We start from the raw sequence: 21,535 nt of genomic DNA on the forward strand, positions 1-21,535 counted from the left end.
CTTGAACGCGGCAGAGGGGTCCGGCATGGACCTGCCGGCGCCCCGGTTGTGCATCGTGGGCCCACTGCCGCCACCCTCGGGTGGCATGGCCAACCAGTGCGAGCAACTGGTGCGGCTGCTGCGCGCCGACGGCGTCACGGTCAACCTGGTCCGCAACAACGCGCCGTACCAGCCTGCCTGGGTGGGTGGCATTCCAGTGGTGCGGGCTGCGTTTCGCCTCGTGCCCTACCTCTGGCAACTGTGGCAGGCGGCCGGCCAGGCGCAGGTGATGCATGTCCTGGCCAACTCGGGCTGGGCCTGGCATCTGTTCGCCGCCCCGGCCCTGGTCATCGCCCGCCTGCGGGGATGCAGTGCCATCGTGAACTACCGGGGTGGCCATGCCGATGCGTTCTTCAGCGGCGCCCCGCGCCAGGTGCTGCGCCTGATCGCCGGTGCCACCCTGCGCGTCACGCCGTCCGCCTTTCTGTTGCGCGTGTTCCGCCACCATGGGCTGGACGCCGAGGTCATCCCCAACATCATCGACCTGTCACGCTTTGCGCCGGCCGCACCGCGCCAGGTCAACGGTGCGCCGCATCTGATCGTCACCCGCAATCTCGAGCCGATCTACGACTGCCCCACGGCCTTGCGGGCGTTTTCCATCGTGCGCCGCGCCATGCCTGGCGCGCGGCTGACGGTGGCCGGCAGCGGACCGGATCTGGCGGCGCTGCAGGCGCTGGCGGCCGAACTCGGCATGGCAGATGCGGTGCGCTTCAGCGGGCGCATCGACAACGACCGCATCCCGGCGCTCTATGCAGACGCCGACCTGGTGCTCAATCCGAGCACGGTCGACAACATGCCGATCTCGATCCTGGAGGCCTTTGCCAGCGGCGTGCCGGTGGTCAGCACCGATGCAGGCGGCATTCCCGATCTGGTCACCCATGACAAGGACGGCCTGCTGGTGCCGATCGGCGATGCCGACGCCATGGCCGCTGCCGCGCTGCGCGTGCTCGGCGACACCAGCCTGTCGGCGCGGCTGCGCGAAGCCGGGCTGCAGGCGGCGCAGCAGTATGCCTGGACCTCCGTGCGCCGGTTGTGGCTGGACGCCTACCGGCGTGCGGCGCGGGCGGCTCGCCGGCGGGAGCCCGCATGAAGCCCTACACGACGCTGTGCGCCCATGTGCTGTTTCCGCTGCACGAGCGGCTCAAGCACCACGACTCGGTGGCGGTGCGCCAGCGGCTGGAAGCCAGCCAGTGGTGGCCCGCCGACAGGCTGGAGGACGACCGCGTGCAGCGCCTGCGCGCGTTCCTGACGGACATCGGCCGCCATGTGCCGTACTTCCGGACGCTCTTTCAGGACCACGGCTTCGACCCCGCGCAGGTGCGGTCCGTCGATGCCTTGCGTGCACTCCCGGTGCACGGCAAGGCCGAGATGCGGGCGCAGGCCGGTGCACTGATGGCCGACGACCACGGCCCGATGACGCGGTACAACACCGGCGGATCGTCGGGCGAGCCGCTGATCTTCCACATGGGCAAGGCGCGCAAGAGCCATGATGTGGCCGCGAAGTGGCGCGCCACGCGCTGGTGGGGCGTCGACATCGGCGACACCGAACTGGTGGTGTGGGGCAGCCCGATCGAACTGGGTGCACAGGACCGGGTCAAGCAGTTGCGTGACCGGATCCTGCGCAGCCACCTGCTGCCCGCGTTCGAGATGTCGCCGGCCAACCTGGACCGGTTCGTCCGCGAGATCCGGCAACGTCGGCCGGCCATGCTGTTCGGGTACCCGTCCAGCCTGTCGCTGATTGCCGCCCATGCCGAGCAGCGGGGCGTGTCGATGCGGGATCTGGGCGTGCGGGTGGCCTTCGTCACGTCGGAGCGGCTCTACGACCACCAGCGGTCCACCATCGAGCGGGTGTTCGGCTGCCCGGTGGCCAACGGCTACGGCGCCCGCGATGCCGGCTTCATCGCCCACCAGTGCCCGGCCGGGCAGCTGCACATCAGCGCCGAGGACATCATCGTCGAGACGCTGCGACCGGACAACACGCCCTGCGCCCATGGCGAAGCCGGCGAGATCGTGGTCACCCACCTGGCCACGCGCGACTTCCCGTTCTTGCGCTACCGCACCGGTGATGTCGGCGTGCTCGGCGGCAGCGGCTGCGCCTGCGGACGAACACTGCCCGTGCTCGCCGAAGTGCAGGGCCGCAGCACCGACTTCGTGGTGGCGCGTGACGGCACCGTCCTGCACGGCCTGGCCTTGATCTACACGGTGCGGGATCTGCCGGGCGTGGAGCGCTTCCGCATCGAGCAGGTGTCGCTGGACAAGACCGTCGTGCAGGTGGTGGCGGGCAGTGCCTTCGATGCCGCCGCCGAGCGGCGCATCCAGACCGACTTCCGGGCACGGCTGGGCGCAGAGGTCGACATCCGGGTCGAACGGGTGCCCGCCATCCCGGCCGAGGCGTCCGGAAAGTACCGCTATGTGGTCAGCCGGGTTGCACCGTCGGGCCGCAGCGCCGAGCCGCAGGCCGGTGTGGTGGTGCCGCCATGACCAAGGCCGCACCGAAGTGGGCGTCACGGGGCGCCATGGCGGCAACGGCACTGACGCTGGTGCTGCTAGTGGGGTCTCTGCTGCCCTACCTGCGGTCATCCAGCGAGGCAGTGCGCCTGCGCAATGCCCTGTTGTTCGATCGGGCCACCGAAGCAGACTTCAACTGGACACCCGAGCAAGTGCCCGCCAGCTTCGCCGTCGACACGCAGGTGCCGGCGGGTCCGCTGGGCAACGCCACCCGGGCGCTGATGCTGCCTGCCGATGCGTCGGATTGGGACAAGTCACTGCGCATCGCCACGCATCTGGTGAAGCACGCCGGTGAAGGTGGCGCTGCCCGCGCCGATCTGGTGGGCACCTACAACACCATCCTGGGCGGAGGTGGCTATTGCGCCGACTTCACCAGCACCTTCGTGGCCATGGCCGCGACCGCGGGCATCTTTGCCCGCGAATGGGCGTTCTCCTTCGACGGTTATGGTGGCCACGGCCATGTCCTGATCGAGATCTGGGACCGCACCAGCCGGCAATGGCGCATGCTGGATGTGTTCAACAACTTCTTTGCCACCGACGCGCAAGGTCGGCCACTGACGGCGCTGGAGTTCCGTGCGGCCATCGCAGCCGGTCGCCGCGATGTCCCGATCCACCGCATCGGACCGGCCCGGGATGGCTTTCGCTACCAGACCGCGCTGTTCGACTACTACCGCAAGGGTGCCGACCAGTGGTACCTGTGGTGGGGCAATGCGGTCTACCGCTATGACGACTCCACGGCGTCGCGGTGGCTGAGCCCGGTGTCCCGCTCGGCGGAGCAACTGGCCGCCATCGCCGAGGGCGTGCACCCACGCATCAGGGCGTTCCCCACGCCCAGCAATGCAGGCTTGCGCGACGAGGCGGTGCATCTGAAGTGGCGTCTGCTGGGCACGGCGGTCGCTGGCACGCTGTTGCTGCTGCTGCTGCTGATCCAGGCCACCGCCCACCGCCGTGCCAAGCGCCGCAGTGGCCGACCCGGCACCGCTTCCGGCTCCTGAACGCGCCGGCCACCACGATCCCGATGTTCCTCAAGTCCATCACCCAACTGGCAGCGCCAGGCGGCACGCGCGCGCGGCTGTCGATCCTGATCTTCCACCGCGTGCTGGCAGCGCAGGACCCCCTGTTTCCTGAAGAAGCGGACGATCGGCGGTTCGACGAGGTTCTGCAGTGGGTGCGTCGTTGGTACCGGGTGATGCCGCTCGATGAAGCGGTGGACGCCCTGCGCGAAGACCGGCTGCCCGCGCGCGCCATGGCCATCACCTTCGATGACGGCTATGCAGACAACGCCACCAGGGCCGTTCCCATCCTGCAGCGGCATGGGATGACGGCCACATTCTTCGTGGCCACCTCCTTCCTCGATGGCGGCCGCATGTGGAACGACACGGTCATCGAGTCGCTGCGCCGGTGCACGGCCGACAGCGTGGACCTGGGGCCCGTGGGCCTGGCGCCGATGCCCCTGCGCAACGCGGCTGAACGCCGTGCGGCCGCCATGGCCACGCTGCGCGTCACCAAGTACCTGCCCGCCGACGAACGCCACCAGCAAGTGCAGCGGGTCCAGCACATCTGCGCGCCGGGTGCCCTGCCCGATGACCTGATGATGCAGACGGACCAGGTGCGCGGACTGCTGCGTGCCGGCATGCAGGTCGGCGCCCACACCCGCACGCACCCGATCCTCAGCCGGATTCCGGACGACCAGGCGCGCCACGAGATCCAGCGCAGCAAGGAAGACCTGCAGGATCTGCTGGGTCGCCCGGTCACCTTGTTCGCCTATCCCAACGGCAAACCCGGCGTGGACTATGCGCCCCAGCATGTGGCGATGGTCAGGGAGAGCGGTTTTTCGGCAGCCGTTTCCACGTCGGCCGGTGCGTCAGCGCGCGACAGCGATTTCCACCAGCTGCCGCGGTTCACGCCCTGGGATCAGCAGGCGTGGCGGTTTGGCGTTCGCCTGCTCCGCAACACCCGGTCCGCAGGCGCGCGCTGCTGAACCGGCGGCGCCACCGCGCCGCGGCGGTCATGCCGCCGGTTGCATGCCCGGCGGGCGCGGTGCAGGCGCTGCCTGGGCGGCCACCCAGCGGTCCAGGACGACGACGATCACCATGATGTTGTAGGGCAGATCGAAGTAGGCCAGGCTGAGGAAGGCACCGCCAGCTGCATAGCCGACCAGCGCCACCTGGCACATGCCTGCCAGCTGCACCACCCACTTCAGATCGTCACGCCCGGCAGCGCGCTTCCTGAGCCGCGTGGCGAGCCGCCAGGTCACGAGAAAGATCAGCAGGAACAGCGCCAGACCAACCCAGCCGTGCTCGCCGAGCACCTGGAAGTAGATGCTGTGCGCGGCCCGGGCCTGCAGGACCTTGGCATCGAGAAGGCCCTCGAACTCCTGTCCTTCACCGTAGCGGTCGGTCACCGATTGCACATACATCGCATAGCCAGCACCCAAGGGCCGGTCATTGGCCACGTTGATGGCGGTCTGCCACGCATAGATTCTGCTGACGGCCGAGGTGTCATCGCCGTACGTCTTGATGGTGGCCATGCGCTCGGTGAACGAGGCCGGCATGAAGGAAATGGCGACGCCCGCGACGACGGCGATGGCGAGCGCCGAATGCAGCTTCTTCGGGCCGCGCCACCACAGCAGCACGCCCATGCAGGCCAGACCGAGCAGTGCGCCACGGGAGTGGGTGCCCAGCACCGAGACACCGGTCAACAGCATCGCACCAAGCAAGGCCCAGCGCTGCCATGCCCGCTTGGCCTGCAGAAAGAAGTAATAGATGAGTGGAATGACCATGATCATTGCCAGTCCGACTTCATTGTTGCCCTCGATGAAGCCGCCGGCCCCCCAGACCCTCGAACCGCCGCCACTGACCAGCGTGAACAGACCGCCCTTGATTCCAAAAAACCCGATCGACGCTGCATTGACCGCCACATACGCCGAAATCTCTTCCTTGGTGCGGATGACCGCCATCGCCGCCAGGGTGAAGATCTGGATCTTGATGATCTTCCAGAACTGATCGAACGATTCGCCTGGAAACATGGCAAAGGCCGTTGTCAGGCCCATCCACAGCACAAAGAGGATCAACAAGATCGTGGGGCTGCGCCAGGGCAACGCGTAGTTGCCGCGGGCCACGAAGAGGCTGAGAACGAAGACGCCTGCGATGATCTGGGCATAGGGCAGGTTGTAGGCGAACCCGAACGTCATCCGGTGCGGCGTCATCAGGCTGACCCAGGTCCACAGCACCACACCCAGCCAGGGTCGTTTCAGGGCGAAGACCAGCCCGACCAGAATGAATGCGGTCAGCGCAATGTCACGCATGACAGCTCCTGAGCCTGAAGGACAACATGTAGTGGCGGCCTGGGACAGGTCGACGCGTCGATCCAGTCATGACACTGCCGCCGGTCTGCGGTGCAGGGTCCGGGCCCAACCCAATGGCCAGCAGAAGCCACCCATCACGCGGACAGTCGCATCGGGCCAATGTATTGGGTCCCATAGGCCAGTCCGGTGAAGAACATGACACGTTCGACGCTGTCCTGGGTGACGCCGCCGTGGAACCAGTTCAGCCAGAGGCCACGCACGCCGAGCTCGCGCAATGGCGGCATCTCGCTCGGCTTCGGTGGCAGGTCACCCTTGAGCGGCTTGCTGCGAAACACCATGCCGACGCGCTCGAAGACCAGCCGGCCATCGACCCAGGCACGCAACTCGCCATCTGGCAGGTAGCCAGGGGCCGCATCCATGGCCGTGTTCAGCTTCAACTCGGTTTCGACGCAATACCACTGGCCGGCATAAAGGATGCCGCCAAGCCCGCCCAGTTGGCCGAACATGGCCTTCGCACCGGTGTCGCCGGAGTAGTCGTGGCCACGTGGCTGGACGGGTCCGAAGTCATAAAGATGGAACCCCGGGCGGATGCCGCCTTCGTTCGGCCCGTTGGCCATCAGATCCGAATCCGACCAGGCCAGCCGCAACTGCCAGCCATTGCCGCCGCCGGACGAACCGGATCCTCCGCCGTAGGTCGTGGTGTGGTTCGGCGTGATGCCCCACTTTCCTGCCCAATCCACGCGCTTCGGGTTGCCATTGCCAGGGTCGTTGTAGACGTGGTACCGCTGGGACGGCGTCCGCAGGTAAGGCTTGCCGCCCGGCAAACCCAGCCGAACATAGTGGCGCACGAAGATCCGGTCCACGCGTCCGAACAATGGCTCGGGCATGAAGATCGATGCGTTGGCGCCCAGACTGCCGCTGTAACCGACGACCTGGCCGTCGCAACGCGCGCCAGGCGCCAGCTTCATCACCATCCGGATGGCGCCCAGGCCGCTGGCCAGCGGGAGAAAGCCATCGCCGCGAAAGCTGGAGTCCACGAACTCGCCCCAGCGCGGACCCGCGGCCGTGATGAACTTGCCCAGGGCGCGGTGGGGGAGCTTGGTCGTGTCCGGCGGCCCGCCCCACAGCGCCGGGTCGAACTCGCGCGAGGCCCAGGTGTTGACGATCCCTGGCAAGACGAAGTCGTCGATGGTCGACCCATCCAGATGCCGCTGCGCGCCGATGACACCGGGCGCCGACTGGATGCCGTCGTCCAGCGGGCGGACCAATGCGGCCACGCCTTGCCGCACGGCGGACTGGTTCAAGGGAGGATCGATCAGGAACAGGGCAATCTCTGCGGCGCCACTGCCATGGTGCGTGCAGGTGATCTGCAGGACGGCCGATCGCACGGGCTTGGTCGGCCGTTCGAACTCCACGAATGCCGGGAGCTGGACCTCCCTGTCGGCCGATCTCGGTGCAGACGCCACGCAGGCCGCCGTGGTCACGAGGGTCAGGACGGCCCGCGTACCGTCCTCGTGACGCACGTCCAGCCTGGGCGCCTGGGCAGGATCACCCCAGCGCCCACCGAGCTTGCGGTGGCCCGGCTGCGAGACCAGCTTGAACGCACACCACCGGCCTTCGGACTGGACGCGGCGCACCACCTCGGTGACATCCATCGCGTAGGTCACCGGTTGCGGTTGGGGGCCCCGTTGCGTCGTCACGGTCGACCAGGCGGCGCTGCCGTGCCGGACCGACTGGCGGTCGATCCAGTCGCCGCCGACCTGGTCCCAGCGCCAGCCGGTGTACAGATCGACATAGGCCTCATTCGGGCCGGCATGGCCAGGGCGATCGGCCAGCCCGGCGATGCGCGCGGGATCCACCGCCCACCCGGAGCCCTGGAACAGGAAGTGGTGTCGAGACCGGTAGCGCGCCGGCACGAGACCCGCCGGCACGGTGGGAATCGGCAGACCTGCCGGCGTCGACGGTCTGAATGCAGGCAGGCTTTCGGGCTGCGGGCAGTGGGCCGCGGCGGCGTCACCTGGCGCGGCGCCCGTGACCAGCGACACCGCGCGCGCCACCTCACGCTCGCAGCCGGCCAACGGCAACAGGGCGCCACTGACCAGCGCCGCCCGCCGGGTGATGTCTCCAGTGCTCATGCCAATGGCTTCGGCTGCAGGATCGCCGTCATGACGCCAGTGTGCCGCCGAACATGTTCAGGCCCAGGCTCACGCTGCCGAGTCCATCGAGAAGCCAGGCACATGCTGCTGCAGCCACTGCTCCAGCATCATGAGGATCCAGACCATCTCGCCATAGTAGCCAGGATGGGCAGGTAGGAGCTCGTCGATCAGCTGGCGGATGAACACCGGCTGGATGATGCCGCGCGCCGACAGGCTGTGCAGCGAATCAGCCGCCAGCGCCCGGAGGCCGGCGTGCCTGGTCGCCCAGACACCGAACGGCAAGCCGAAACCCTGCTTCTTCTTGTGGATGATCTCGTCCGGCAGGAAGCCGCGCAGGGCTTCCTTGAAGAACCAGCGCAGCTTCAGGCCCTTCAGCTTGTAGGCCACGGGAAGCCCCAGCGAGAAGTCGAGCAGCGCCTGGTCGAGCATCGGATAACCGACGCTGACGCCGGCCAATGCCGTGCTGCCCCGCACCTTGGGCAGATCGGCTTCCGCCAGGGTGTAGCGCCAGTCGTAGGCCAGCATGCGATTCACCAGCTTGTCGGTGCCGGCCTCGGCCCAGACCCCGCGCTGCTGCGCCAGCGGCGCCTCGGTGTCGACGCGGGCCAGGAAGTCCGCGGCAAAGATGTTCTCGTGGCCCAACCGGCGCAGCAGGTTGTACATCTGCAAGCGGTCCGGCATGGGCACCCGGGCCTGCTCGACATAGCTGTTGCCCTTGCGCAGCAAGGCGATCTTGTCCGCCCCGGGCAGCCCCAGCACCGGCTCCAGCAGGCCGTTGCGCAGCACACCCGGGACACCGTCGTACCAGGAGAAGACACGCTGCTTGGCATAGCGGCTGTTGCCGCCAAACAGTTCATCGCCGCCATCGCCGGCCAGCAGCCGGGTGACGCCGTCCTCCCGGGCCACCTTGGCGCAGAAATAGGCCGGCAGCACGGACGAGTTGCCGAACGGCTGGTCGAAGTGGCGGGCCACCTGCGGGATGCCTTGGACCAGGTCCTCGGGCGTCACGTAGTACTCGTGGTGGCGGCAGCCGAAGCGTTTGGCAGCGATGCGCGCAAAGGCCATCTCATCGTAGCCTTCGGCCTCGAAGCCGATCGAATAGCAGTCGGCCGCTTCGCCCCGCACGCGGCCGATCATGCCGGCGACGGTGGAACTGTCGGTTCCGCCGCTCAGGAAGCAGGCTGCCTTCGTGCCGTCGAGCTGGTGGGCCACACTGTCCTGCAGCAGTTGCAGGAAGCTCGCGCGCAGGCTGTCGTAGTCGGCGCGGGCGGGCTCGGTGAACTGGGGAACCCAGTACGGCCGGACATCCAGCCGGCCCGCCTCGAAGACCGCCACATGGCCCGGAGGCAGCCGGTGGATGCCGCGGAAGATGGTGCGCGGCGACGGGATGACGTGGAAGTACAGGTAGTCGAAGATGGCCTGGGGATCCACGGGCGTGTCGCCATCGGCCAGCGCATCGGCTCGCTCTGCATACCGCAGTTCGCCGCCGACCACGCGGTAACACAGCGACTGCATGGCAAACCGGTCGACCGCCAGCACGGTGCGGCCGCGGCCGTCGCGCAAGCCGACGGCAAAGTCGCCCGCAACAGCGGGCAGTGCCTTCAGCGGATCGGCGGCCAGGGCCTGGCGCCAAGCTGCAGCCGCGCCTTGCTGGGCTGACAGTGATTGCAGGGCCGCATCTTGGAATCGGGGAGAGCCGAGGCAGAGGCCGATGTCCGGTACAGAGTGATTCATCGGTGGGACGCAGATCGTGCGCAGACAGCACACCAAGCAGCCATTGTCGGCCACAGCAGCGCCGGCCCTGCAGGCTTCTGAAGCCGGCGCCCGCCCCAACGCCGGGGAAGTCGTGAACCATTGGGCAAGCGTGCCGGCAGTTGCCCGCACCCGGCACACGGAGCGTTCATGGCCGAGCGCGGATACTGTTGTCCCGTATTGCGTCCGATACACAGGACCACAAGCCTCACCCGTGTCGATCCGCCAGTCGCTCGCCTTTTCCTTCCTGGACCGCTATGCCAGTCTGGTGCTGGCCATTGGCTCGTCCATGGCGCTTGCGCGCCTGCTGACGCCCACCGAGATGGGGCTGTTCTCGATCACGATGGTGCTGGTGTCGTTTGCCACCATGATCCGCGATCTGGGCGCCGGACAGTACCTGGTGCAGGAGCGCGATCTGACGAACGACCGCATCCGCGCGGTCTGGGCTGTGCAACTCGGCGCGGGTCTGTGTCTGGGCCTTCTCACCGCCCTGGCTGCCTGGCCGATCTCGCGCTTCTATGGCGAGCCGCGCATGCAGCCGATCTTCTGGGTGCTGGCGCTGGGCTTCGTGCTGACGCCCTTCGGCAGCATCACCTACGCTTGGCTGACCCGCACCATGCGCTACGACGCCATGGCCGTGATGCGGTTCGCCAGCAGCCTGGCCGGTGCCATCGTCTCGGTCGGTCTGGCGTGGTACGGGGCCGGACCGATCAGCATGGCATGGGGATCGCTGGCGGCCACGTGCACGGGCGCACTGGTGTCCATGCGCTTCCGGCCGCGGGAGTTTCCCTGGCTGCCCGGCACCCGCGAACTGCCGCGTGTGCTGTCGTTCGGCACCAAGCTCACCTCCACCAGTCTGGTGGAAACCGCCACGGCAGGCGCGCCGGAGCTGCTGCTGGGCAAGATCCAGTCGATCACTTCGGCCGGCCTGTTTGCGCGCGCCAACACATTGATCGCGATGTTCTCGCGCATGGTCTCGGACGCCGTCAACATCGTGGCGCTGAGCATGTTCGCCAAGGCATACAGGGAAGGCGGGGATCTGGCGCGCGCCTACCTGACCGCCAACGCGTACATGCTGGCCGTGGGCTGGTCGTTCTCCGCGTTCGTGGGTTGCATGGCCTACCCGTTGATGCGCGTGCTCTATGGCGACCAGTGGGATGCCGCGGTCGACCTGACCCGGGTTCTGGCGCTCTGGCTCGCAGCCACCGCCCCTGCGGCACTGTGCTACCAGGTCCTGCTGGCCTCCGGAGCCGCGAACGTGCTGCTGCGATCGGTGGTCATCTCCGGCGTCCTCACAGTCGTGGGTGCGGCCATCGGCGCGTGGTACGGCATCCTGGCCACGGGAAGCCTGATGGTTGTCGCGGCCGCGATGGGCACGGTGGTGTGGCTGACCAGCACACGCGGCGTGATCCACTTCCGTTGGGCTGACTATCTGGACGGCCTGTGGCGCAGCGCCGGCGTGGCCGGCTGCGCGAGCCTGGCGCCGGTCTTGCTGGTCCTGGTCGCCGGACCGCGGCCCGCCTCCGGGTTGCTGTGGATCCTGATGGCCGCGGCCACAGGCAGCGGGCTCGGCTTCGTGCTGGGCGTTCGCCTGTTCTCGCACCCGATCAGCGCGGAAGTCGACCGGGCCGTGGCGGCCCTGCGCGCCCGCCTGCCCGCTTAGAGCGCAGACTGCTGCCGCTGCGTGGCGATCACGCCGCCTTGACGATCTCCGCGAACAGGATGGGCATGGCGTGGTTGTCGTCCTTGATGGTGCGCAGTTGCCGCACCTCGAAGACAGAGGCCAGCAGCCGGCGCAGGGAACCCGCGTTGAACTTCACCGTGTGCTCGGGCTCATCGATCGGACCAAGGCAGTCATCCGGCACAAAGATCAGGGCCGATCCGCCCGGCTTGAGCACGCGGTGGATCTCACGCAGAAACAGACCGCGCCGGACCAGATGCTCCAGCACCTGGGACGCGATGACCACATCGAAGGTCTGGTCCGGCAGATCGATGGCCGGCAGGACACCGCGGCGCATCCGGATGCCTTCCTGCTCCAGGCGGTTGACGGCATAGCTGGAAATCTCCAAGCCATGCAGGTTGGTGAAGCCGCGCGCCTGCAGCCCCCGCAGGATGCCGCCATTGCCACAGCCCACATCCAGCACCGCCGCCTGCGGGGCCACCATGCCGGCGATCAAATCGGTCTTGCTCGGCCACTCCCGCACGCCGGCATCCCAGGTTTCAGCCAGCCGCCGGTCCCAGTGTTCCGGGCTGTTGCCACCGCCCCGGCCGATGTTGACCGCGACGTGGTAGGCCAGCGGGAACTGGTTCGACAGGAAGTTCTTCACGCGCCAGGGCAAGAGTTGCATTGACAAATCCCTTTCCAATTCATTGTGCGCCGGCACATCTGCACGCCTGAATGTCCACCTGCGTTCATGGGCAGCGGCAGTTCAAGGCCACTCAACGTGCGCCATGCCAGTCAGTGCGACGCCGAGGTCAAGCAAATGGTGCCCGAAGAACCAGATCGCAAACAAATCGATCCGGGGTACCCAACCACCCGCGCTCTCCTGTCGGTGCGATCAGTTCAGCTGCAACTGGCGCCCCCGCATGACCTCGGAAGTCAATCCGAAATGCCCCAGGATGGTTGGCGCCACATCCAGTATCGACACCTTGTCGGACAGCCGGCGATGTTCACCCGTCTGCACCCAGAAACAACCGTCGGGGTGGTGTCCACCACTCTTGGTGGCATCGAGCTCGTAGAAGTGGTCAAAGAAGCGCTGAGGAACCAGTTCGGAATTCATCCGCAGCGTGAACATCTGATCAGGCGGCAGGGCGGCATACACCTGCGAACCGAAGATCAGATTTTGCGGGGTGTGACCGTCGCTGGAGTCAAAGAGTTGCCTGCCGTTGACATGCGGCTCATCGATGCGCTTCATGGCCTCTGCCTTTTGCTGCGCATCGGCGAAGGTCAGGATGTACTGGTGCGCCATCACCGGCTGGATCGCCTGGTAGGTCACCCCCATGCTTCGGAGCAACGACGCCACGTCGTGCGGGCGGTAGTAGTGCCGACCGCCCCGGCCTTCATAGGCGGTGTAGGCCTGTTGACTCAGCGCCGTGGCGAACATCAAGCGCGCGCCCCGCTTGCCGGCGATCTCGAACATCCGCTCCAGCAGCAGATCCATGGCCTGGTAGCCGTACTTGACCGCGTCACCATAGGCAGCGCTGTCGGTGTCCGAGACTGGCTCGGAAAACTTGGCGGGCTCCAAGTATCGCCAGTAAGCGTGCTGCAGATGGGCCGTGCTGTTGCTGAAGAACGTCGCGAACTGCGGTCGCTCCCTCTCGTAGTAGTGCGCAAACACATCCAGCAGGATGCGATCAAGAATATGAACACGCTTCCAGCTGACCGGCACCTTGGAGGTCTTCTCGGAGACAACCTGACTGACGGCAGCAGCGACCGTCGAAGCACGCAAGCCGTGGCCCAACAGGAATTTCGTCAATCCTGCCAGCTCGGCCACACCCCATCTGGCGTTGCTCTGCTCCTGGATCGCCTTCTTCAGGAACACGCCAAACGGCGCAAGATCGCCTGGCGAAACCGCTTGTTGGTCGTTCCACGGATCAGGCAGAAAGACGCTTCCTGGCTGATCAAATCCTCGGCAATTCATGCTGGAGAAGTTCATCACCCGCATGCCATGGTTGAGGAGGATGTCCCAGACGCTGGCGTCAGTCAGCTTGGCGCCTTCCGACAGGCGGAAGACACCGTGCTCCTTGAAGGGCAAGCCGGTGTGCAAGGAATACCACTGAATCCAGGGCTCGAGATTGGGTGCGCCCAACTCGTCAGCCTCGGTCACGCAGATGGTTGAGGAGTCACGAAGCCGCTTGAAATTGGGCAAGTCTCCAGCGTCGATCCACCTGTCGAGCAGCTGCGGACTGAGTTCATTGAATTCCAGAAGGATGACGGGAGGCGCGGTCATGGAAGGACTCGTTTCAGCAAATGGCGCACACAGGGCTTGCTCTGCACGGGCACCTGGTCAGAGGTCTCGTCCGCTTGCCCCGAATTCGGCCCGATTGTGGAGCAGCGGTCGGTGCGAGCCACGGATCGATTCCGCGTCCACCCCGCGAATGGACGCCCGCTGACCAAACACATTTCACACAAGAAGCTGACCATCGGCACAACGCGGCGGCGGTGCCATCCGCGGCCGATCGGTTCGACCGATCGTCGCGCGCAGCCAAGCCGAGGCCTGCGCTGCCCGGGATCCGCCCGGCAGACCGTGTTCCTCACAGCGCAACACGTCAGCGGTTGTCGGCAAAGCTTACAAACAACCGCGGAGTGCCGCAGCCGGTCTCCCCAAATGGCTGTGGCGATTGAGGATTCGCGGACCGGTACGAATGCTGCTTTCATGCCTCAACCCAAGGCACCGCCCGCTCCTGCACATGAGATCCCACCCCGACAAGACCTCCGATTCAATGCAACGCGGCTGGAAGCCGACCGCCCATGCAACCGTCGTCGCAGTCGCCACCTTGCTGAGCGCCTGCGGTGGCGGCGAGTCCGACGGCACGGCAACCGCCCAATCCCAGGCCGGAGCCGCCACGACGGCCGCGTCGGCCGACCAGACCAGCGAGGTCACCGTCCAGGCGGACAGCAAGCAGGTGGCCCGGCTGGGCGAGTTCCAGTCGGTGGATGGCCATCTCGCCAAGTCGTCGAAGGTGCTGCGCGGCGTCGGCACCGTGACCATGACGGCCAAGGTGCCGCGGGCCGGCCGCTACGAGTTGTCGGTCTGGTGGCCGCAGGGCCTGACCGATGCCGGCCAGATCGACATCGAGGTGGCGCAGTCCTCCGGACAGGCCGGCGCCGTCCGCAAGGACCAGCGCGTCAACGGTGGCGAATGGATCTCCATCGGCGTCTACGACATCGCGTCGGCCGGTGACGCCGCCGTCCGGTTCAACAGCCAGAGCGGCGGCGCCATTTACGTGGATGCCGTGCGACTGCGCGAGTTGGGCCGCAACGAGAGCGATCTGCCCGCCATCGCCACCGAGCAGTTGCCGATCGGGCTCAAGGGAGAAGCGTACGTTGCCGACCTCGCGACCGCGGGTGGCCGTGCGCCGTTGAGTTTCTCGGTGTCCGAAGGTGCGCTGCCCCCCGGCCTGTCGCTGGACAAGGCGACGGGCGTGATCACGGGCCAACCGACGGCGCGGGGCAGTTTCGATGTCGGCATCGCCGTGCGCGACGCGCAAGGGCGCACCGTTGCCCGCAGCTTCTCGGTGGTGATCGAGGCGTCGGCCAGCCGCGCCAGCGAAGCCAAGGGGCAACCACCGGCATCCGGTCGCAAGAGTGCGCAGTCCCTCGGCGCGGCTGGCAGTGCCAGCGCCCCGCCCGACCTGACCAACATCCTGACCACCGTCGCCAACATGCCCGAGGGCGAGTGGCAGAAGGTCAACCTCAACCGCTTCGCCGATGTCTGGGCCCCGGCTGATCTGCGGCCGCTGTTCGGTTCTGGCAACCCCGAGCCGTCGAGGATCATCCTGGCCTGGAGCAGTTTTGCCTGGGATCCCAACCGCGCGGCGTTGATCCTGTATGGTGGCGGTCACGCCAACTACCGTGGCAACGATGTGTACCGCTGGTTCGCGTCGACGCAGCGCTGGGAGCGCGCGGCCTTGCCCAGCCAGATGGTGCAGACCCCGCAGGGCCAATGGAACGCGATCGACGGTGCAGACAAGGCGCCTGCCTCGGCGCACACCTACGACAACACGATCTTCCTGCCAATCCTGGACCGCATGCTGGTGCTGGGTGGTGCAGCAGACCCGAATGGCTCGCACTACCTGACACCGGCCTCCGCAACCACCACCCGCGTCACCGGCCCGTATCTCTTCGACCCGGCACGCGCGCACCCGGACAAGGTCGGCGGCAGCACCGGCTCGCATGTCAAGCGCGTCGCGCCGTACCCAGAGGTTGTCGGCGGCAACATGTGGTCCAACCGCGAATCCTGGCTCAATGCATCGACCACATCGAAGCCCCCCGTTGAGTCGTTCGTCAACGGATGCACTGGGTATGCGATGGAGAACGGCCGGGATGTGGTGTACGCCCGCACGGCCAACCGGCTGTACCGGTACGAGATCGGCGACCTGTCCAACCCGGCCACCGACACCTGGCGTCAGGTCGGCACGTACTGGTTCGGCGGTTCCGGCGGCAAGAGCACCTGTGCCTACGACCCCGATCGCAAGATCTTCCTGTCGACCTACCAGCAGAACAGGCTGATCTATTGGCCGTTGAACACCCTCAGTCCCAACACGCGGGACACGCTGGTGACACCGACCGATCCCACCGGAGAATTTGCCACGCTGGTGGCCAGCGGTGCGGTCAAGCTGAGCGACTGCGCCATCGACTTCGATCCGATCCGACGCGACTTCAAGCTGTGGTGCGCCGATGCCCGGGTGTGGAGCATCAAGCCGCCGGCAACCATGGGCGCAGCGGGTTGGGTGGTGGAGAAGCAGACGCCACCCACCGGAGCGGCTCCGACCGAGGGCGTGGCACTCGGGATTCTGGGCAAGTGGAAGTACATCCCCAACCTGGACGTCTTCATGGGCCTGGCCGACTCCGTGCAAGGCAACATCTGGATCTACAAGCCGCGTGGCTGGGTCAATCCCGGTAGCGGAACGCCTTCGGGCAACGTGGCGCCGTCGGTGAGCCTGGGTTCACCTGCGCCGGGCGCCAGCTTCACGGTCGGCACCAGCATTGCGCTGAGCGCCGCCGCCTCGGACAGCGACGGCGAAGTGGTCCGGGTGGAGTTCTTCGCGAATGGGACGAAGATCGGGGAGAGCACCACCGGACCGGGGTACGGCATCGTCTGGCCGGATGCAGCGCCTGGCACCTATGCGCTGACTGCCGTGGCCACCGACAACGGCGGCGCATCGCGCACGTCGGGCACGGTGTCCATCACGGTCAATGCCGTGGTGAGCAACCAGCCGCCACTGGTGGCGCTGACCCAGCCTGTCGCGGGCGCGGTGTTCACGGTGGGCAACCCGGTCACCCTGGCGGCCACGGCATCCGACCCGGATGGAACCGTCGCCAGCGTCGAGTTCTTCGCAGGCAGCACCAGCCTGGGCACCGTGAGCAGTGCGCCGTACACCCTGACCTGGACCACGGCGCCGCTGGGCACGAGTTCCATCACCGCCGTGGCCAGGGACAACGCCGGCGCGGTGACATCGACGGCCGCCAACGCCATCACCGTGCAGGCAGTGGGCACCGGCGGCACCGCCACCCTGCAGCGTGGCAGCGCAGTGCCGTCGCAGGTCTGGGACACCTACCTGTCCTCGTACCACAAGACCTTGAACTTCGGCACAACGGTCAAGCTCCAGGACCAGTTCGCGCTGTATCCGACATTGCTGCGGTTCGCCATCTTCCACTCTGAAGGCGGCCCCGTGCCGAACGGCGCGCAGATCACCTCGGCCGTGCTGTCGTTCTACAAGTACTCGTCGTATGACATGCAGTACGGCCTGCACCGGGTGCTGAAGGAGTGGTCGGAGACATCGGCCACCTGGAACCAGCGCTTGCCGGGCGTCCCATGGACGGTCGCAGGTGCCGCTGGTGCCGGAACCGACTATGCCGCCACCGCCGATGGCACTGCGTCAACCAGCTTCAATCCGGGCTGGGTGACGTTCAATGTGACCGCCGGTGTGCAGCAGATGTCGCAGAACGCCCTGGATCCCAACCTCGGCTGGGTGTTGCGCGGCGTCTCCGGGTATGCGTCTGCCCTGAAGCTGTTCCACGCCAGCGAGTCTGCGGACCCATCGCTGCGTCCGAAGCTGGTCATCTCCTGGCAGTGAACGCCCGAGGATGCCGCCCTGACCTGTTCAGGGCGGCGCCTTCCGAGGCTACCTGGAGGCAGCAGGTGCTGGTGAGGCGATTGCCGCCGGGACTGGCAGGCTGCCAGATGCCGCTGTCGACGGTGCCGGGGATGCTGGCTCCCGCCACTGCCCGGCCTGGCGCAAGCGATCCCGCAAGCCGGTCCGCTTCACGCCGAGTTCTTCGGCACGGTAGGCCTGCTGACGGGCCTGGTCGTACTTCTTCAGATCCAGATAGATCAGCCCGGCGTTGTAGTGCGCGAGCGGGTTGTCTCCAGCCAGGGTCACCGCGTGGTCGACCTGCGCCGCGGCGGCGATCGGGCGCTTGGTGCGGTGCAGGTGGTCAGCAAAAAGCAGCCGGGAGACCGTGTCGTCCCGTGCAAACCGCAGCGCCCTGTCGAACCAGCAGTCCACCGAAAACTCCGATCCGTTCACCTGGACGGTCTTCTCCCGCTCAGCCAGCCTGGACATCGACACCAACGCCCGGTGGTGGTTGGGGAAGTGCCGCAAGGTGAAGGAGATGTCCGCGCCGATGACCGAGGTGCTCTCGCCCTTGACGAGCCGCTCCACATTGGGCGTGAAGTGGTAGCGCTCGACCTTGCCAAGCCGGTTGTCGCGGATGGAGCGGTAGTCGTGCGGGCCGTTGTCGATCGGCGGAAAGCCGCCGCAGACACTGGCCCCGGCAAAGACCGGCTCCTCGGCGGGCTGCGCCAGCGCTGCCAGCGGCACGCTGGCCGTCATCAACACCGTCAACAGCAAGCGATGCATGGCTCGGGATTCCTGGTCTTGGGAGGTGCGCGCGCTCACTGTGGCGTCGATGTCGTTCGGGACAAGCGGGCGCGGCATTGCGCGATGATGGCATCCATCCGCTTCATCGATTGCGCCCAGTCATGGTTGGACAGCACCCGCTGCCGGCCGTTCCCGGACAAGCGCTGCCGTTCCAGCGGATCTTGCACCACCTCGAGCACGGCGGCTGCCAGCTCCTCGGGAGAATCGGCCACACGCAAATGCTCGCCCGGCACGGCATCCACGCCACCGGCGGCAATCGAACTGGTGATGACCGGTACCCCCATGGCCATCGCCTCGAGGATCTTGTTCTGCGTGCCGCGCGCGATGGCCAGCGGGGCGACCATCGCGGCCGAGCGGCGCACGAACGGCCGCACATCGGGAACCGAGCCGGTGACGGTGACACCAGGACGCTCGCCCAGACGGCGCATCTCGGGCGAGGGGTCGGCGCCGACGATCAGCAGCTTCATGCCGGGCCGCCGCGCCTGCAGCAGTGGCCAGACCTGGTCGCAGAAGCGCTGCATGCACTCCTGGTTGGGGTAGTAGTCCATGCGGCCGATGAAGCTGATCGTGTCGGCGTCATAAGGCTCGTCGGTGGGTGCGAAGAACTGCGCGTCCACACCGTTCGGGAACCAGTCGGTCGGCGCCCCGGTGCCGTAGCTGTCCAGGGTCTCGCGTTCGGCCCGGGTGGTGGCGGTGCAGAGGTCGAACTTGCGCGCCAGGCGCTTCTCCGCCCACAGCACCTTGGTGCCTTCCAGGGTGTAGCCCCAGGACAGCGGCCAGGGCTTGTAGTTGGCGTACTCCAGCCACTTCTGCGAGTCCATGTCGCCGAAGTCGAGGATCTTCGGGATGCCCTGGACATGCTCGACATATTGCGCCACCGACGAGCAATGGACGAAGATCAGGTCGAAGCGCTGGCTGGACAGCAATTCGCGGATGCGCCGCTGCAGGTCGGCGCTGTAGAAGTAGCCCATCGACGACGGCGTGCGCCGCGGCAGGTTGGCCACCATGCGGGCGAACTGCACCGGTTCGCGCACGGCGCCCATCTCGAACGCCGCGCAATGCGCGGCGATGCCACGGCCCTCCTCGGCCTCCTCGGGCGACCGCACCAGCGAGCACACCGTCACCTGGTGGCCCTGGGCCGTGAGGTGGCGGATCATGTTGAACGGGCGGATCTTGCCGCCGCGCTTCGGCGGGTACGGGAAACGGTGGCAGACGTACAGGATGTTCATGCCGTGACGAGGCGCTTGAGCTCTTCGGCGATGTCGGCCGGATCGCGTCGATCGAGGTAGAGCAGGCTCCAGATCTCCAGGTTCATCATCGCCAGCAGCACGTCGGTGCCGTCGATGCGGTTGGCCTCATGGTCCGACACCAGGCGCTGCACCACCGGCGCATGGAACAGGCCGCGCCGCTCCAGCACCGCAGGCGCCAGCAGCCCGCGCAGCACCGGCGCCAGTTCACGCTTCAGCCAGGCGCCCATCGGGGTGCCGAAACCGCGCTTGGGCCGGTGCAGGATGTTCTGGGGCAGCAGATCGCCCAGTGCCGATTTCATCAGGTGCTTCAGCTGGCCACCCGGCACCTTGATGTGCTCGGGCATGGCCGCCGCCAGTTCGACGAGCTCATGGTCGAGCAGCGGCACGCGGCATTCGAGCGACACGGCCATGCTCATCTTGTCGGTCAGCATCAGCAGGTCGTCCGGGAGCTGGGTTTCCGCGTCCACGGCAAACATGCGGTTGAGCGCATCCGCATCCCCGGCGCCTGCAAAGGCCCGGGCCAGGGCATCGTCGCCGGGCGGGCTGCCGCCCACCAGCAGTTGCGCCACCTCGGCCCGCCCGATCACCTGCAGGTAGCTGCGGTAGCGGTCGTCCGGGTGCATGCCGGCGCTGGCGACGAAGCCCTTGACCAGCCGGAGCTTGTTGAGCAGCCCGGAGTGCCGGTCTGCCGGCAGGCGGGCGGCCACGGCGGCCACCAGCTGGCGCAGCGGGCCCGGCAGACGGTTGAACCGCGCGGCATAGTGGCCGCCCAGATACCGGCGGTAGCCGCCGAACAGCTCGTCACCACCAACGCCGGACAGGATCACCTTGACATCCTGCCGGGCGAATTCCGAGACCAGGTAGGTCGTGATGAAGGCCGTGTCGGCCACCGGCTCGTCCATGTGCCACAGCAGGCGCGGCAGCAGCCCGACCACATCGGGCTTGACGACGATCTCCCGGTGCTGCGTCCCGAACATCCCGGCCACCTGCCGGGCGTAGGGCAACTCGTTGTAGAGCGTCTCGGCCTCGCCACCCTCGAAGCCGATGGCGTAGGTGCGGATCGGCTGGTCCGAGTGGCGGGCCATGTAGCCGACAACCGCACTCGAATCGACGCCGCCCGACAGAAACGCACCGATCGGCACATCGCTGACCATCTGCATCCGCACCGATTTCTCGAGCTGGTCACGCGTGCGGTCCAGCCATTCGCTGGCTGTCCAGCGGCGCTCGATGGCCGTCGGCAGCCGCCAGTAGCGCCACTGGCGCACCTGGCCGTTCTCAACCGACAGGAGGGTGGCCGGCGGCAGCTTGCGGATGCCCTTGAACATGCTGGCGGGCGCAGCGACATAACCCAGGTGCAGGTAGTCGGCGACCGCGTCGCGGTTCAGTTCGGCCCTCACGCCCGGCAGCGCCAGCAGCGCCTTGGCCTCGGTCGCGAAAGCCACCCGGCGGCCATCCTGCAGCACATACAGCGGCTTGACACCGAGGCGGTCGCGCCCGATCAGCAGGCGTTGGCGCCGCGCATCCCACAGCGCAAAGTCGAACATGCCGTTGAGCCGGTGCACGCAGTCGTCGCCTTCGGCGTCGTACAGATGCAGCAGCACCTCGCTGTCCGAACCGGTCTTGAACCGGTAGCCCTTGGCCTGCAGTTCGGCGCGCAGTTCACGGAAGTTGTAGATCTCGCCGTTGCACACCAGCACCAGCGAACCATCGGCATTGCTGATCGGCTGGTGGCCGCCGGCCAGGTCGATGATCGACAGCCGGCGCATCGCGATGCCACAGGCGCCGTCGATGTGCTGGCCCTCGTCGTCGGGGCCGCGATGGCGGGTGACGTCGCCCATCGCGCTGAGGAGCGACGGCTGCACCGGCTGGCCGTCGAGGTGGTAGATGCCATGGATACCGCACACGGTGGAAGCCCT

Annotated in this window: 14 protein-coding genes; 6 read left to right on the forward strand and 8 right to left on the reverse strand. The window is 67.1% G+C overall.

Going from position 1 to position 21,535, the window contains the following annotated elements:
* Positions 1 to 25: 25 nt before the first annotated feature.
* From FFT10_RS17370 to FFT10_RS17385, 4 genes are read left to right on the forward strand one after another with little or no spacing between them, the layout of a single operon-like run.
* Positions 26 to 1,129 (forward strand): glycosyltransferase family 4 protein, encoded by a 1,104-nt coding sequence (locus tag FFT10_RS17370; protein ID WP_137734246.1) that lies wholly within the window; start codon positions 26 to 28, stop codon positions 1,127 to 1,129.
* On the forward strand, positions 1,126 to 2,520 hold the full coding sequence (locus tag FFT10_RS17375) for a phenylacetate--CoA ligase family protein (RefSeq protein ID WP_137734125.1): 1,395 nt from the start codon (positions 1,126 to 1,128) through the stop codon (positions 2,518 to 2,520). The genes FFT10_RS17370 and FFT10_RS17375 overlap by 4 nt, the downstream gene beginning before the upstream one ends.
* Positions 2,517 to 3,542: a transglutaminase domain-containing protein gene (locus FFT10_RS17380; RefSeq protein WP_137734126.1), complete on the forward strand. Its 1,026-nt coding sequence runs from the start codon at positions 2,517 to 2,519 to the stop codon at positions 3,540 to 3,542. Before FFT10_RS17375 ends, FFT10_RS17380 begins: the two co-directional genes overlap by 4 nt.
* A 23-nt stretch (positions 3,543 to 3,565) precedes the next feature.
* Positions 3,566 to 4,528, forward strand: coding sequence for a polysaccharide deacetylase family protein (locus FFT10_RS17385; RefSeq protein WP_137734127.1), 963 nt, complete (start codon positions 3,566 to 3,568; stop codon positions 4,526 to 4,528).
* 27 nt (positions 4,529 to 4,555) lie between these two features.
* On the opposite strand, the gene FFT10_RS17390 is transcribed toward FFT10_RS17385, so the two are convergent.
* The 3 genes from FFT10_RS17390 to FFT10_RS17400 all read right to left on the reverse strand — a co-directional run bounded on the left by FFT10_RS17390 (position 4,556) and on the right by FFT10_RS17400 (position 9,903).
* Complete coding sequence (locus tag FFT10_RS17390) at positions 4,556 to 5,854, reverse strand: putative O-glycosylation ligase, exosortase A system-associated (protein ID WP_137734128.1); 1,299 nt, start codon at positions 5,852 to 5,854, stop codon at positions 4,556 to 4,558.
* Between the two features lie 134 nt (positions 5,855 to 5,988).
* Positions 5,989 to 7,989, reverse strand: a complete 2,001-nt coding sequence (locus tag FFT10_RS17395) for a hypothetical protein (RefSeq protein WP_137734129.1) — start codon at positions 7,987 to 7,989, stop codon at positions 5,989 to 5,991.
* A 69-nt stretch (positions 7,990 to 8,058) separates the two neighbouring features.
* Complete coding sequence (locus FFT10_RS17400) at positions 8,059 to 9,903, reverse strand: asparagine synthetase B family protein (protein ID WP_228027160.1); 1,845 nt, start codon at positions 9,901 to 9,903, stop codon at positions 8,059 to 8,061.
* A gap of 73 nt (positions 9,904 to 9,976) precedes the next feature.
* On the opposite strand from FFT10_RS17400, the gene FFT10_RS17405 reads away from it, so the two are divergent.
* Positions 9,977 to 11,425 (forward strand): lipopolysaccharide biosynthesis protein, encoded by a 1,449-nt coding sequence (locus FFT10_RS17405; protein ID WP_137734130.1) that lies wholly within the window; start codon positions 9,977 to 9,979, stop codon positions 11,423 to 11,425.
* A gap of 28 nt (positions 11,426 to 11,453) precedes the next feature.
* On the opposite strand, the gene FFT10_RS17410 is transcribed toward FFT10_RS17405, so the two are convergent.
* Positions 11,454 to 12,110 (reverse strand): class I SAM-dependent methyltransferase, encoded by a 657-nt coding sequence (locus tag FFT10_RS17410; protein WP_137734131.1) that lies wholly within the window; start codon positions 12,108 to 12,110, stop codon positions 11,454 to 11,456.
* A gap of 210 nt (positions 12,111 to 12,320) precedes the next feature.
* Positions 12,321 to 13,712, reverse strand: a complete 1,392-nt coding sequence (locus FFT10_RS17415; protein ID WP_137734132.1) for an alkaline phosphatase family protein — start codon at positions 13,710 to 13,712, stop codon at positions 12,321 to 12,323.
* A 460-nt stretch (positions 13,713 to 14,172) separates the two neighbouring features.
* Between FFT10_RS17415 and FFT10_RS17420 the strand changes: the two genes are divergently transcribed.
* Positions 14,173 to 17,562 (forward strand): Ig-like domain-containing protein, encoded by a 3,390-nt coding sequence (locus tag FFT10_RS17420; RefSeq protein ID WP_137734133.1) that lies wholly within the window; start codon positions 14,173 to 14,175, stop codon positions 17,560 to 17,562.
* 48 nt (positions 17,563 to 17,610) lie between these two features.
* Here the strand turns inward: FFT10_RS17420 and FFT10_RS17425 are convergent, their stop codons facing one another.
* The 3 genes from FFT10_RS17425 to asnB are packed head-to-tail and all read right to left on the reverse strand — an operon-like array spanning position 17,611 to position 21,523.
* Positions 17,611 to 18,348, reverse strand: coding sequence for an ABC transporter permease (locus tag FFT10_RS17425; protein WP_137734134.1), 738 nt, complete (start codon positions 18,346 to 18,348; stop codon positions 17,611 to 17,613).
* A gap of 35 nt (positions 18,349 to 18,383) precedes the next feature.
* A complete protein-coding gene (locus tag FFT10_RS17430; RefSeq protein ID WP_137734135.1) occupies positions 18,384 to 19,598 on the reverse strand; it encodes a TIGR03087 family PEP-CTERM/XrtA system glycosyltransferase in 1,215 nt (404 codons plus the stop codon).
* On the reverse strand, positions 19,595 to 21,523 hold the full coding sequence (gene asnB / locus FFT10_RS17435; RefSeq protein WP_137734136.1) for an asparagine synthase (glutamine-hydrolyzing): 1,929 nt from the start codon (positions 21,521 to 21,523) through the stop codon (positions 19,595 to 19,597). Before asnB ends, FFT10_RS17430 begins: the two co-directional genes overlap by 4 nt.
* Positions 21,524 to 21,535: the final 12 nt, after the last annotated feature.

Origin of the sequence: Pseudaquabacterium pictum, assembly GCF_005403045.1 — a bacterium.
GTDB lineage: Bacteria > Pseudomonadota > Gammaproteobacteria > Burkholderiales > Burkholderiaceae_C > Pseudaquabacterium > Pseudaquabacterium pictum.

Bases quoted from the DNA above. Each gene is read 5' to 3' on its own strand.
- FFT10_RS17385 (WP_137734127.1), top strand. From the start codon at position 3,566: ATGTTCCTCAAGTCCATCACCCAACTGGCAGCGCCAGGCGGCACGCGC.
- FFT10_RS17375 (WP_137734125.1), top strand. From the start codon at position 1,126: ATGAAGCCCTACACGACGCTGTGCGCCCATGTGCTGTTTCCGCTGCAC.
- FFT10_RS17410 (WP_137734131.1), bottom strand. From the start codon at position 12,110: ATGCAACTCTTGCCCTGGCGCGTGAAGAACTTCCTGTCGAACCAGTTC.
- FFT10_RS17415 (WP_137734132.1), bottom strand. From the start codon at position 13,712: ATGACCGCGCCTCCCGTCATCCTTCTGGAATTCAATGAACTCAGTCCG.
- FFT10_RS17370 (WP_137734246.1), top strand. From the start codon at position 26: ATGGACCTGCCGGCGCCCCGGTTGTGCATCGTGGGCCCACTGCCGCCA.
- FFT10_RS17420 (WP_137734133.1), top strand. From the start codon at position 14,173: ATGAGATCCCACCCCGACAAGACCTCCGATTCAATGCAACGCGGCTGG.
- FFT10_RS17425 (WP_137734134.1), bottom strand. From the start codon at position 18,348: ATGCATCGCTTGCTGTTGACGGTGTTGATGACGGCCAGCGTGCCGCTG.
- FFT10_RS17380 (WP_137734126.1), top strand. From the start codon at position 2,517: ATGACCAAGGCCGCACCGAAGTGGGCGTCACGGGGCGCCATGGCGGCA.
- FFT10_RS17430 (WP_137734135.1), bottom strand. From the start codon at position 19,598: ATGAACATCCTGTACGTCTGCCACCGTTTCCCGTACCCGCCGAAGCGC.
- FFT10_RS17395 (WP_137734129.1), bottom strand. From the start codon at position 7,989: ATGAGCACTGGAGACATCACCCGGCGGGCGGCGCTGGTCAGTGGCGCC.
- FFT10_RS17390 (WP_137734128.1), bottom strand. From the start codon at position 5,854: ATGCGTGACATTGCGCTGACCGCATTCATTCTGGTCGGGCTGGTCTTC.